11 protein-coding genes are annotated in these 13,618 nt (G+C 62.9%); 6 read left to right on the forward strand and 5 right to left on the reverse strand.

Features of this window, described 5'->3' with window-relative positions:
* Window positions 1-180 precede the first annotated feature (180 nt).
* Entirely contained in the window at window positions 181-765 is a 585-nt protein-coding gene (locus tag XALGPE39_RS08200) for an NUDIX hydrolase (protein ID WP_200893868.1), read from the reverse strand.
* A 135-nt stretch (window positions 766-900) separates the two neighbouring features.
* Here XALGPE39_RS08200 and XALGPE39_RS08205 point away from each other — a divergent pair, with 135 nt between their 5' ends.
* The 6 genes from XALGPE39_RS08205 to XALGPE39_RS08230 all read left to right on the forward strand — a co-directional run bounded on the left by XALGPE39_RS08205 (window position 901) and on the right by XALGPE39_RS08230 (window position 7,097).
* Entirely contained in the window at window positions 901-2,373 is a 1,473-nt protein-coding gene (locus tag XALGPE39_RS08205) for an amino acid permease (protein WP_045727759.1), read from the forward strand.
* An 84-nt stretch (window positions 2,374-2,457) separates the two neighbouring features.
* Complete coding sequence (locus XALGPE39_RS08210) at window positions 2,458-3,906, forward strand: amino acid permease (protein WP_045727760.1); 1,449 nt, start codon at window positions 2,458-2,460, stop codon at window positions 3,904-3,906.
* Between the two features lie 106 nt (window positions 3,907-4,012).
* A complete protein-coding gene (locus tag XALGPE39_RS08215) occupies window positions 4,013-4,654 on the forward strand; it encodes a methylthioribulose 1-phosphate dehydratase (RefSeq protein ID WP_045727761.1) in 642 nt (213 codons plus the stop codon).
* Between the two features lie 95 nt (window positions 4,655-4,749).
* On the forward strand, window positions 4,750-5,316 hold the full coding sequence (locus tag XALGPE39_RS08220) for an acireductone dioxygenase (RefSeq protein WP_045727762.1): 567 nt from the start codon (window positions 4,750-4,752) through the stop codon (window positions 5,314-5,316).
* 3 nt (window positions 5,317-5,319) lie between these two features.
* Entirely contained in the window at window positions 5,320-6,018 is a 699-nt protein-coding gene (mtnC, locus tag XALGPE39_RS08225) for an acireductone synthase (RefSeq protein ID WP_045727763.1), read from the forward strand.
* Window positions 6,019-6,026: 8 nt separating this feature from the next.
* Window positions 6,027-7,097, forward strand: a complete 1,071-nt coding sequence (locus XALGPE39_RS08230; RefSeq protein WP_045727764.1) for a C13 family peptidase — start codon at window positions 6,027-6,029, stop codon at window positions 7,095-7,097.
* An 88-nt stretch (window positions 7,098-7,185) separates the two neighbouring features.
* On the opposite strand, the gene XALGPE39_RS08235 is transcribed toward XALGPE39_RS08230, so the two are convergent.
* The 4 genes from XALGPE39_RS08235 to XALGPE39_RS08250 form a co-directional block, all read right to left on the reverse strand.
* Window positions 7,186-10,359 (reverse strand): discoidin domain-containing protein, encoded by a 3,174-nt coding sequence (locus tag XALGPE39_RS08235; protein ID WP_235429772.1) that lies wholly within the window; start codon window positions 10,357-10,359, stop codon window positions 7,186-7,188.
* Window positions 10,360-10,533: 174 nt separating this feature from the next.
* A complete protein-coding gene (locus XALGPE39_RS08240) occupies window positions 10,534-11,379 on the reverse strand; it encodes a carbohydrate ABC transporter permease (protein WP_045727766.1) in 846 nt (281 codons plus the stop codon).
* Complete coding sequence (locus XALGPE39_RS08245) at window positions 11,376-12,257, reverse strand: sugar ABC transporter permease (RefSeq protein WP_045727767.1); 882 nt, start codon at window positions 12,255-12,257, stop codon at window positions 11,376-11,378. The genes XALGPE39_RS08240 and XALGPE39_RS08245 overlap by 4 nt, the downstream gene beginning before the upstream one ends.
* Window positions 12,254-13,492, reverse strand: coding sequence for a sugar ABC transporter substrate-binding protein (locus XALGPE39_RS08250; protein ID WP_235429881.1), 1,239 nt, complete (start codon window positions 13,490-13,492; stop codon window positions 12,254-12,256). Before XALGPE39_RS08250 ends, XALGPE39_RS08245 begins: the two co-directional genes overlap by 4 nt.
* Between the last annotated feature and the right edge of the window lie 126 nt (window positions 13,493-13,618).

Below are 13,618 nucleotides of genomic sequence, written 5' to 3' on the forward strand. Positions count from 1 at the left end.
GAGTTGGATGGCATGGAACGCGGGCCTGAAGAAGCTGCTGACCGAGCAAGTATCAGCAAACAAGCTAAGCAGGATTTCAGTGGACCATTACAGAAGAAACTGGCACGGGTAGCGGTAAGGTTGCTGACGCGGACTCCGTATTGAGCAAGCGCGGAAACTTCACTGACACGGGAGCATGCCTCAGCGCGGGCGAAGTTCCCACTTGCTTGCCATGCGCCGCAGCGATGGATCCAGATCGGCATCATTGCGCAATACCGCAATCGGACGCCAAGCCAGGGCCAGCGACTCGGCGCTGACCGCGAACGTCTCGTCCGCGCCAGCGCACACCACGTAACGCGCATCGTAATGCCAATGGCCCGGCGCCTCATCGCGCGCCGGAATCCAATGTCGATCCAGATCGAAGATGGCGCCATCGAGCAGGAACAACCCAGGCAACCCCGATTCTTCCTGCGCTTCTCTCAATGCTACCTGGGCCAGATCGCGCTCGCCATCGGCATGACCACCCAGTTGCAGCCAGCGCCGCAGCTTGCGGTGGTGGGTCAGCAAGGTGCGGGCGCCGTCGGCACTGACCAGCCACGCCGAGCCGGTGAAATGACCGGCCAGACGCGCGCGCACGAACGGGTCGGCGGCATCGTCCAGCAAGGCGAGAAACTGCGCAGCAAGCTCGGCCTGTTCCGGGCATCGCTCAGCGTATGCGTGCAAAGACTGGCGTAAAGGCGGTTCGGACATACGTATTCTCGTAATCGGGACCGGCCATGGTGGCATACGGCGCGCAGCGCAGCTTGTGGTGGCCGGCCGGCTTTGGCATGGTACGACGCCTGCGCCATCCACTCCTGGGATGGACGCATCTTCACCTCAATACCCGGGCGCTTGCCCCCGACCCTACCTGGGATACACCGAATGCTGAAGTCTCTATTGCGGGTCAAGCCGATCGCCCCCGCCGGCCATGTCGACGCCGGCGAACCGTTCGAGGGCAGTCTGCAGGGCGAAGCCTGCCTCAAACGCAGCCTCACCGCCAAGCACCTGATCATGCTCGGCATCGGCGCGGTGATCGGTGCCGGCATCTTCGTGATGACCGGACAGGCGGCCGCTCACCATGCGGGTCCGGCGGTGATGCTCTCGTTCGTGTTCGCCGGCATCGCCTGCGCCTTCGCCGGCCTGTGCTATGCCGAATTCGCCGCGATGTTGCCGGTCTCCGGTAGTGCGTATTCCTATTCCTACGCCACCTTGGGCGAGGGCGTGGCCTGGTTCATCGGGTGGTGCCTGGTGCTGGAATACCTGTTCGCGGGTTCCAGCGTCGCGGTCGGCTGGTCGGCCTACCTGATGAGCTTCGTCACCGGTACGCTGGGGCTGCCGTTCCCGGCGGAGCTGGCCGGTGCACCGCTGCAATGGACTGGCCATGCCTTCGTCGCCTCCGGCAACTTGGTTAACCTGCCGGCGGTGCTGATTGTCGTTGCGGTCAGCGCGCTGTGCTATGTCGGCGTCACCCAATCGGCGTTGGCCAACGCCATCGTGGTGACGATCAAGGTCGTGGTGATCTGCCTGTTCATCGGCGTCGGCATCGCGCATATCGACCCGGCCAACTGGACCCCATTCATTCCGGAGAACACCGGCCCAGGCACGTTCGGCTGGAGCGGCATCTTCCGTGCCGCCTCCATCGTGTTCTTCTCCTATATCGGCTTCGACGCGGTCTCCACCTCCGCTGGCGAAACCAAGGACCCGCAGAAGAACATGCCGATCGGCATCCTGGTATCGCTGGCGATCTGCACGGTCATCTACATCATCGTCTGTGCGGTGCTGACCGGTCTGCTGCCCTATACCCAACTCGGCACTGCCAAACCGGTGGCCACGGCGCTGGAGCACTATCCCAGCCTGGCTTGGCTGAAGACCGTCATCGAGATCGGCGCCATCGCCGGCCTGTCCTCGGTGGTGCTGGTCATGCTGATGGCGCAACCGCGCATTTTCTACACCATGTCCCGCGACGGTTTGCTACCTCGGCTGTTCGGCAAGGTCCACCGCAAGTTCCATACGCCCTATGTCGGCACTATCGTGGTCGGCGTGGCCGCCACGCTACTGGCCGGATTGATCCCGCTGGAAGTCCTTGGCGAACTGGTGTCGATGGGGACCCTGCTCGCCTTCGCCACGGTCTGCATCGGCGTGCTGGTGCTGCGTTTCACCAAGCCAGAACTGCCGCGCCCGTTCCGGGTGCCGCTCGCGCCGCTGATCTGTCCGCTCGGCGCGATCGCCTGCGTGTTGCTGTTCTTGCAGGCGTTCCAGGAACACTGGAAGGTCTTCATCGTCTGGACGCTGCTCGGCTTGTGCATTTATTTCTGCTACGGCATCCGCAACAGCCATCTGGCCGACAAGGCCTGATCCTCGGCTGCCACGGCCGGCGTACGCGCCGGCCTTCATCCTCATTCCTTCGCACTGCGCGCCACGTCCGGCTGGAGCCGTTCCATGCTCAAACACCTCTTGGCCACCAAACACCCGCACGCCAGCCACGCAGATGCCGGTGGGCTGGGCCTGCAACGCACGCTCGGCCCCTGGGGGCTGACTGCGCTGGGCATCGGCGCGGTGATCGGCGGCGGCATCTTCGTCATCACCGGCCAGGCGGCGGCAAACCATGCCGGGCCGGCGATCATGCTCTCGTTCGTGCTCGCCGCGCTGTGCTGCGGGTTCTGCGCACTGGCCTATGCCGAGTTCGCGGCGATGGTGCCGGTGTCCGGCAGCGCCTACACCTACACCTACGCCACCTTCGGCGAACTGGCGGCTTGGTTCATCGGCTGGATGCTGGTGCTGGAATACGGCGTGTCGGCGGCGGCGGTCGCGGTGAGCTGGACCGGCTACTTCCTCAGCCTGCTCGATCACTTCCACCTCCACCTACCAGCAACGCTGGTCAACGCGCCGCTGGATGGCAAGCTGCACCTCACCGGAGCAATCGCCAATCTACCCGCCTCCGGCATTGTGTTGCTGTTGACCTGGCTGTGCTACGTCGGCATTCGCAAGTCCTCGGCGATGAATATGGCGATGGTCGTGCTCAAGAGCGGCCTGGTCGTGTTGGTGATCGTGGTCGGCTCGCATTATGTGGATCCATCCAACTGGCACCCATTCATTCCCGCTAGCCAAGGCCCAAGCAAGTACGGCCTGGAGGGCGTGCTGCGCGGCGCGGCCATGGTGTTCTTCGCTTACATCGGCTTTGAAGCGGTCTCGGTCGCGGCGCAGGAATCGCACCGGCCGCAGCGCGACCTACCGATCGGCATGCTGCTGTCGCTGATTATCTGCACCGTGCTCTACATCGCCATGGCTGCGGTGCTGACCGGATTGGTGCCATACACCCAACTCGGCACCGACGAGCCGGTGGTAACCGCCGTCGCCGCGCACCCGCAACTGGCCTGGCTGCGCGTGGTCGTGGAGGTCGGCGCACTGATCGGCCTGTCTTCGGTGGTGCTGGTGATGATCATCGGCCAGCCACGCATTTTCATGATCATCGCCCGCGACGGTCTGCTACCACCGCTGTTCACCAAGATCCATCCGCGCTACCACACACCCCACATCAATACGTTGATCACCGGCGTCGGCATCGCCCTGATGGCCGCGCTATTCCCACTGGACGTGCTCGGCGAATTGACCTCGATGGGCACCTTGATCGCCTTCGCCGCGGTCTGCGCCGGGGTGCTGATCCTGCGCAGCACCCAGCCGGATCTACCGCGCCCGTTCCGCATTCGGTTGGTCTGGCCGATCTGCATCGCCGGTGTCCTGAGCTGTCTTGCGCTGCTGTCGGCAATGACCGCGTACAACTGGTTACTGATGGCCGGCTGGACCGCGATCGGGCTGGTGATCTATTTCGGCTACGGCTACCGCCACAGCCGTTTGCACAACGGCCCATCCAGCGCAGGCTCCGAATAGTGCAGGCATTGCGCGAGCGGGCACGATACGCTCGTCCCGGCTAGAGCAGTTGATTGCCGCGAGCGCGATCCTCACAAGGAAGCCAGCAGGCTCTAAACTAAGACCCATGAATGCCCTGCCCTACGACCCCGAACGCCTGCGCACGCTGGCCCAATTGCTGATCGGCAACATCCGCGAACTGTCCGAGGCCGGCTGGACCCCTGCGACCAGCAGCAACTTCTCCCATCGCCTGGACGCGCGCCACGCCGCGATCACCGTGTCCGGCCGCGACAAGGGCCGGCTGGTGGAGGACGACATCATGGTCGTGGACTTCGACGCACAAGCCGTGGGCCGTCCATTACGCCCATCGGCCGAAACCTTGCTGCATACCCAACTGTACCGACGCTTTCCCGAGATCGGTTGCGTGTTGCACACGCATTCGCCGGTACAGACCATCGCCTCGCGCCTGTATGCGGCACAGGGCCATGTCCACCTGGAAGGCTACGAATTGCTCAAGGCGCTGCACGGCAACCAGACCCACGAGATTGCGGTGGACCTGCCCGTCTTCGCCAATACCCAGGACATGACGGTGCTGGCCGCGCAGGTGGATGCACTACTTGATCGCACCGCGCTGTGGGGCTACCTGATCGACGGGCACGGCCTGTACGCCTGGGGTCGCGACATGGCCGAAGCGCGCCGACACCTGGAAGCCTTCGAATTCCTACTGCATTGCGAACTGGAACTGCGCAAACTAGGCGCACAAGGCTAGACATCGTCGCACCGCGCAATACGTTCCAGTGCCGCAACAGTCGCCTGCAATACACCTGCTACCCTCTTCCTCCCAGCATCTTTCGTCTTGCCGCCATGAGCCGACTCCGCATCTTTGCCGACACCATTCCCGAGGCGCCGCTGTTCGATAGCCGCGATGGCGATGCGATCGCCGTCGAGCTGCAGAAAATCGGCGTCGTCTTCGAGCGCTGGCAAGCTAACCAACCGATCCAAGCCGGCGCCTCGCCCGAGGCGGTGATGGACGCCTACCGCGCCGACATCGACCGTCTGGTGACCGCGCACAACTTCAAGACCGTGGACGTGGTCAGCATTGCCCCCGACCATCCGCAGCGCGAGGAGATGCGCAAGAAGTTCCTCGACGAGCATTTCCACAAGGAAGACGAGGTGCGCTTCTTCGTCGCCGGCTCTGGACTGTTCACCCTGCACGTGGAGGGCAAGGTCTACGAAATCGAATGCGTGCAGAACGATCTCATCGCCGTGCCCGACGGCACCCACCACTGGTTCGACATGGGCCCGGAGCCGCGCTTCGTCGCGATCCGCTTCTTCACCGAGCCGGACGGTTGGATCGGCCACTTCACCGGCACCGACATCGCCCAGCGCTTCCCGCGCTACGAGCCGGCCCAGCGCGGCGAGGCGCACTGAACCATGGCCGCTCCGCGTGCGATCTTGACCGATATCGAAGGCACCACCAGCAGCATTTCCTTCGTCAAGGACGTCTTGTTCCCCTATGCGCGCCGTGCTCTGCCCGGCTTCGTCAGCGAGCACGGCCAGCAGCCGCAGGTCCGGCAATGGCTGGACACGGTGGCTAGCGAATGCGGCAGCATCTGCACCGACGCGGTCATCGTGGAGACGCTGCAGGGCTGGATCGATCAAGATCGCAAGCACACCGCACTCAAGGCACTGCAGGGCATGATTTGGGAAAGCGGCTACCGCGACGCCGATTTCACTGCGCACATCTATCCCGATGCCGCGCCGGCGCTGCGCCGCTGGTACGCCGATGGACGCGCGCTGTACGTGTATTCGTCCGGTTCGGTGCCGGCGCAACAGTTATTCTTCGGCCACAGCGACGCTGGCGATCTACGCAGCCTGTTTTCCGGCTGGTTCGATACCGAAATCGGTGCCAAGCGCGAGCAAGCCAGTTATGTGCGGATCGCCGAAGCAATCGGCCTGCCGCCGATGCAAATCGTGTTTCTCTCCGACGTGGTCGCTGAACTGGACGCGGCACGCGCAGCCGGCATGGACACGGTGCTGATCGACCGCCGCGCCGATTATCCGCAACCGCGCCAGGGCGAAGCCTGCAATGGGCACCACCGCGTAGAGAGCTTCGCCGACCTGGATTTTTGAGCGCACGCATGCGTGCATCCGTCGCTACGTTCATCGCATCCCTGACACCGTCACGCCACCACCTGTCACGACGGTTACTGCTGGCATTGCTGCTGGCGCTGGTCGTGCCCGCCTGCCAACTCGATGCCAAGACGACACTGGCGGCCAATGAAGTGCAGGCACCGCAGGATCCGCTCGATCAGGCGCAACTGCGCCGCGCGCTGAACGCGCTGCAACCGCAACGCCCGGGAATCACCGACCTGTACGTCGTCGGCTTCGCCGGCGACGCCAGCGAAGACGTATTCCGCAACGAAACGCTATACCTGCGCCAACTGTTCGCCCAGCGCTTCGGCGCGGCCGGACGCATCGTCACGCTGATCAACCATGGCGACAATCTCGGCGCCCATGCCTACGCGCCGCAGGCCTCCTACGACAATCTGGCAGACACCCTGCAACGCATCGGCAGCCTGATGGATAAACGCGAGGATGCACTGCTGCTGTTTCTGACCAGCCACGGCACCGAACAGCACGAGCTGTATCTGCAATTCGGCCCAGGCGAGGATGCCGAATACGACACCATCACGCCAAAAGAACTGCGCGGATTGCTCGACGACGCCGGCATTGTCAATCGGATTATCGTGCTATCGGCCTGTTACTCCGGCGGCTTCGTACCGGCGCTGAAGACCCCCGACACGCTGATTATCACCGCCGCGCGCCGCGACCGTGCCTCGTTCGGCTGCGGCAATACCGCCAGCGCCACGTATTTCGGCCGCGCCTGGCTGATCGACGCGCTGGCGCGCACCAGCGACTTGGTCGAGAGCTACCGTCTTGCCAGCGCGCAGATCCATGCACGCGAGCGCGAGGAAGGCGAAACGCCGTCGCACCCACAGCTCTACGTCGGTGCCCGGATCGCACCGCTGCTGCAGCGCTGGCGCGCGCAATTACACCCCATCGCGGCACCGGCATATCCCTATCCTGAGCCAGACGCAGCAGTCGCGCCGCCCACAAAAGCGGCGCAAACGTCACACCGCACAGCACCAGCACCAGCACGCAAATCACCATACCCAGTGCTCATGCCACCGGAAAAACCTGAGCACTGAGTGCAGCTCACCTGCTCAGCGACACTCTGCCCTCGCAACTGCATGAAAGCTGCGCCCGCAACACCATCGACAAGCACGCGCATCGGCGTTAACGCATCTCGACCTGCACATCCGCCGGCAGCGTGGGAATACGCAATTGGCCCTGCTCCCATTGCGCAGATTCACCATTAATCTCGGTGCTCCCAGGTTCGCCTGGGTACGGCCACGGAAACACCAGGCCACCGCTCGGCACATGCAGGCCATCGGAAACATTCAACACCAAGCGATTTTTCTGCCGCCGCAGCCGATAACTTAGCAGCCCATGCGGCGTGCGCAGTTGTTCGATGGACACGCCTTTGCCGTCGAACCAGTCGATCGGAATACCTGCCGCCAGCACCAGGCTGTCATCGCTATCGCGGGTGTACGCGAACATGTCCAGCGCTGAGCGCACGAAATCCGAGGCCACCCAGGCATGCGGCAGATCGCCAAGGAAAAATGGCGTGCGCGGGGTGTGCGAGACGACTTCCGCCCACTGGTTCCAAGGCTGTGGCGTGCGATCCTTGAAGAAGAACGTCGTCGCCTCCCAGGCCCGCTCGCGCCAGCCCAGCCGCACGAACGCAGCGACATTACGCCACTCGTAGGGGGTGTAGTCCTTCCACGCGCGCTGACCATCGCGGCGGCTTACGAACTCACTCCAGTAACGCTCGAAGGTGGCATTCAACAGTGCAGACGGCAATCGCACCTGCTCGCGCCCCGGCGCCAGCGCAATGGTGCTGGAGGTCGGATCGAAATCGCCCAGTTCAGCCGAACCCGGCAGGAAATCGATGTGGTGCTGCTGCGTGGCAGCCTGCAACGACGCATTCAGATCCTCGCGGAACTGGTCGCGCGCAGCGGCGAAACTCGCCGCATCCTCGCCACGGCCCAACTCGACAGCCAGCGTTGCCGCGTCCGTGTAGCCGCGCGAGGCCCAGAAATCGTCCCAGTAAGCGTGCATCGGCTTGGCCGAATAGCCTTCGTGACTGATCGACGCCGGCATCATTCCATAGAAGGCCGGATTACGCGCACGATTTTCGTCTGTCCGCTCGCTCAGACGCAGTTGCTCCATGTACTGATACGCGCCCAGCACGTGCGGCCACATCTGTTGCACAAACGCGTGGTCGCCGCTGTAGTGATCGTAGTTGGCGATGGCGAAAATCAACTCGCCATGGCTATCGTTTTCCGGCACTGGGTCGCTGCCACGATCATCCACGCAACACGGCACCATGCCATTGTCGAACTGATGGGGCGCGTACCAGGCAAGGTAGTCGCGAACCACATCGGCGCGTCCCAGGCGCAGCAGGGCGTCGGAAATCATCGCGCCGTCGCGGATCCAACTGCGCGAATAGGAGCGCGTGCCCGGTTGCAGACGTGGCCCGATCCGCGAGATCAACATGTGCGCCAATGCCGTGCGCAGCGTATCGACCAGGGCCTTGCCTTGCGCCGGCACGTGCAATTGCACCCGATCCAGCGTTGCGTGCCATTGCGCCGCCACTTGCTCCTGCGCACGCGCCGCATCGAAGCCCGGCGGCAGCGCATGCAGGCCCGTCTGTGGGATCACCAACGCCACCTCGCGCACCTCGCCCGGCGCCAAACGTCCACGGTACAGCAGTGCTCCGGAAGCCAACCCGTCCGGATCCTGCGCTTGCTGCGGCAAAGCGCTGCTGTCGGCACCCAAACGTTCGATGTCCATTCCGGCGTCGAACGCGGTGGCATAGGTGGCGTCGGGCTTCTGCACCGCGAACACGCGCGGCTGACCATCGACGCGCACCTGCGCGCCGTCGAACGCCAGTGCACGGATCGGACTGACTCCGCCGAGCGTATTGAGGAACTGGCTGGGCGGGTTCACCTGGAACGGACGTACCGCCAAGGCCAAGGTGTAGTCGTGCGCCTGCTTGCTTGGGTTGCTGAGCCGATAACGCGCCACCAGCTGCGCTTGCTCCGGCTCTCCCTGCACGAAGGCCGTCACGCGTAACGCGGCGTTGTCGTGGCGCCAGTCCACGCTGGGAATGGGCAGGTAATCGTCCTGCAAGCTCTGCGTGGTCTTCACGTCAGCCCAGCTCAGGCGCTTGCCATCCAGTAACAGGAACGGTTCGATGCTGAAACCGCCCTTGCCCACTTCGATCGCACCATCCTCGCCGATCAAGCCTTGTTCGCGACCGCCATCCAGGCCGACGATGGTCCAGTACGGCTGCTCTGCACTGAAGCCACGCGGGAACCAACCGCGAGGAGACTGCGCCGCCACCGATTTGATGAAGTCGTTCGTCGTCGCGGCAAACGCCAGCGGCTGCAGTGCGATCTCGGCAATGCCGTAGTGAAAGCTGGGGCCGTCCTCCAGGTCGAAGCGCACGTAGCGCGCCTCGGTTTCCGGTAGCGCCAGCCAGTCGATCACACCGTTACCAGCGATGACAGCGCGCAGTTCGCGCCAACTGAGTCCATCGATCGAACCCAACACCTTGTAGCGCGAGGCATAGACACCAGGCGCCCACTGCACTTTGGCACCGCCGAATTCGCGCACCTTGCCCAGATCCAGCATCACTGTCTGGGTCTTGGCATTGCCGCTGTACCACACTGTGTCCGGCTTGCCGTCGGCAATCCGCTGCCGCAATGCTGGCGCGGTATCGGTACTGACCTGGACCGTCAACGGCGAGGTATCCTGCGGCGGCAACGGGATCAAACGCAATTGATCGAAGCACACCGTGCCGGCACCGCCAACCTGGTTGTAGATGGTGAACTCGATTTGCGCACTGCGCTTGAGTTCTTTTTCCGGACTCGGCCCCCAAGCCTTGTCGATCTGCCGCTTCTTGAAGCTGACCGCGCTCCATTGCGCGGGAAAATCGTAGCGCGGTTGGTTGAACCACCACACATTGTCGCCACTGGCATCGATCAGCTTGAACTGCAGGTCGTTGCGCGGCGAATCACCGCGCAACTGGAACGCGAATTGGTAATTCTCCGGGTACTCGATCGGCAACGCGCGACGGATGCCTGCATAGCCGGACACTCCATTAAAATCGTAGTCCAGACACATGGCCTTGGCCCTGCCGCCGCCGGCTGCCTGCACCAGTCGCGCCGAAGCGGTGACCTGATTGGAAGCGACGATCTGCCAGTTATCCAGATTATTGAAACTATCCAGCGTCACAGGCGCGGTCGGCGGCGCGGCCCAAGCATGCGCCGCCAGCAGGCCCAGAATCGCCAACAACGTCCTTCCGCTCATCCTCGCCACCATATTGCGCATCACATCTCTCATGTCTGGTTATCCTGTTTGCGTGACCTGACCTGAGCGACGCCGCGCTCCATGCCCCAGTGCCACCGCTTCCATGCCGATGGAGGAAAGCTCTCCGCCACTGTTCCCACCTGTGGCCACAGATACCCGATCGCCTGCGCTCGACTATGCGCCCCGATGAAATGCAAGCGCTGCGCCTCAGCCCTTCACACTACCGAGCAGCAAGCCTTGGATGTAATAGCGCTGTAGCGCCAGGAACAATGCCAGTACCGGAATCACGGTCACGACCGCGCCCGCCATCATCATTTCCACGTCCATGATGTGCTCGCGCGACAGTGCCGCCAATGCCACCGGCAGGGTGTAGTGCTCCTGATCGGTCAGCACGATCAACGGCCACATGAAGTCGTTCCATGCGGCCATGAAAGTGAAGATCGTCAACGTCACCAACACCGGCTTGAGCATCGGCAGGACGATCTGGAAAAACAGACGCAGTTCGCCAGCACCGTCGATGCGCGCCGCTTCCAGCAACTCGTCCGGAATCGAGCGCGCATACTGGCGTACCAGGAAAATGCCGAATACCGTTGCCAGCGCCGGCACCACCACGCCACCGAAGCTGTTGACCAGGTGCAATTGCTTCATCAACAAGAACAACGGCAGCATCGCCACCTGCGCGGGGATCACCAACGCCGCTAACAGCACCTGAAAGACCCGCTCCTTGCCGACAAAGCGCAGCTTGGCGAAAGCGTAGCCGGCCATCGTATTGATCAGCAACGAGCCGAGCGTGATCGCGCATGACACCAGCAGGCTGTTGGCAAAATTGCGCGCCATGCCGGCATGGCGGAACAACTCAACATAGTTCCGCAAGGTGGCGCCACTGGGCAGTAGCGGCGGCGGAAAGCGACTGGCTTGCCCTGCAGGCATAAACGACACCGACACCATCCACAACAGCGGCGCCAGACTCATCAGAGCGAGCAGCAGCAGCCCGCCGTTGACCAACAACGCATGCCAACGCGAAGCACCGATCTCCCGACTCTTGCCACTCATACCAAGCCCTTCTTGCGGCCGAAATGCAGCATGACCGTCGTCACTGCCAGGATGATCAGGAACAGCAGGAACGCCACCGCCGACGCACGGCCGAGGTTCCACCACTTGAAGCCTTCATCGAACATGTAATACAGCACGCTGACCGTGCTTTGCAGCGGATCACCGCGCGTCATCACGTATGGTTCGGCGAATAGTTGGAAATAGCCGGACACGGTGATGACACCGACCACCAACAACACCGGCCCCAACATCGGCAGGGTGATATGCAGCAACTGCCGCCACTTCGACGCGCCATCGATGCGCGCGGCCTCGTACAGATCCTGCGGAATGGCCTGCAAGCCAGCAAGGAAGATCACCATGTTGTAGCCGAAGTTTTTCCAGACCGCGAACAGCATGATGGTCGGCATCGCCCAGTGCGGGTCGCCAAGCCAGTCGATCGGGCCGATGCCCACATGCGCCAGCGCATAATTGACCAGGCCATAGCTGGTGTGGAACAGATAACGCCAGATCACCGCCACCGCCACCAGCGTGGTCACCACCGGCGCGAACAGCGCGGTGCGCAACAGCGCCTTGCATCGTGCCACCGGCGCATTGAGCAGCAGGGCCGCGCCCAGGGAGGTGGCAATGGACAGCGGCACGCCGACGATGACGAAGTAAGTGGTATTCCACAGCGACTTCCAGAACATCGGAGTGTGCAGCAACTCAAGATAGTTGCCGACACCGACGAAACGCAAGTTGTGGCGATCGGCCAGCGCGTACAGGTCGAAATCGGTGAGGCTCAACACCAATGCCGACAGCACCGGCACACCAAAGAACAGACCAATTACCATCAGCGCCGGGCCGGCGAACAGCCAGCCGACCATGGAGCCACGTTTCATCGCCCCGCTCCGGCAACCGGCGCGGACGTTGCCTGCCGATGCTGCTGAAGATGGATCCAACGCCGTTTTTCTAGAATCTCGTCGACACGTTTATCCAATTCCCGCATGGCCTTGTCCTGTGGTTCGCCGCCACGCACCACACGCTCGGTGGCAAGGCGCATTTCCTGCACGATACGCTCCCATTCCAATACTTTCGGCGCTGGCTTGACCCGTTCCAACTGATCGGCGAACGCATGCGCCAGCGGATCGTCGGCCAACGACGGATACGCCCAGGTACTGCGGCGAGGTGGCATGTCGCCGATCAGCGCGTGGAAACGCGCTTGGATCTGCGGCCGCGACAGGAATTCGATCAGCTTCCACGCCGCGTCCTTGTGCCCGGATTTACGGAAGATCACCAGACTGGTACCACCAGCGATACCCGCGCCGGGACCGTCGGGACCTGGCAGCGGCAACGTACCCCACTGGTCCTGCAACGCTGCAGGCGCGACCTTACGGAACTCGCGGATGTTCCAGGGCCCGGAAATGTAGAACGCGTAGAAGCCGTTGAAGAACTCGTTCCACACGTTGGCAACCTGGGTTTCGGACATCTTTGGCGCCCAGCCACGCTCGAACATATTGGCGTAGAACGCCAGCGCCTTGCGAAAACCGGCGCTTTCGAAATTCCCATAGTTGTTGTGATCGCGCAGCAGCGGATCGGGCAATTGCAGGCCCAGCGACAATTGCTGCTCGAACTCGTTGAGCGGCATCAAGATCGCATAGCGCTTAGGCCCGACATGTTGCTTCACCGCCGCCATCGCCTGTTCCCACTCGGCCCAGTTCCGCAGCAGTGTCTCCACGCCAGACGCGCGCAGGATGTCCTTGCGGTAGAACAACAAACGCGTATCCACGTACCACGGCACGCCGTAGAGCTGGCCGTCGATGACGCTGGTGTCCCAAATGCCGGGGAAGTAATCCGTCGGGTCCACGACCTTGGAATGGGCCACGTAAGGCTGCAACGGCTGCAACGTCCCCAGCTCGGCGAATTCCGGAATCCAGGTATTGCCTAACTGGCACACGTCCGGCAATCCGTCGGCGGCAAAGGCGGTCAACAGCTTCTCGTGCGCGGCGGTCCAGGGAACATTCTGGATCTGCACGTGAATTTCCGGGTTTTCCTGCTCAAATTGCGGGATCAATTGGGCCACGACCTCCGCCTCGCGCCCCATCGCCCAGAACCGCAGCACCTCACCTTGCGGCATACGCGCACAAGCACACAACGCCACCACCAGCCCCAACAGCAGCAGCCAACGAGGGATCATACGCAGCGTACTCGCAGTCGCTGACACAACAACTGCGTCACTGCCGTGCGGACGCGGGCCGTGCTC

The sequence above is a fragment of the Xanthomonas sp. GPE 39 genome, assembly GCF_000963005.1.
In the GTDB taxonomy this organism is placed as follows: domain Bacteria; phylum Pseudomonadota; class Gammaproteobacteria; order Xanthomonadales; family Xanthomonadaceae; genus Xanthomonas_A.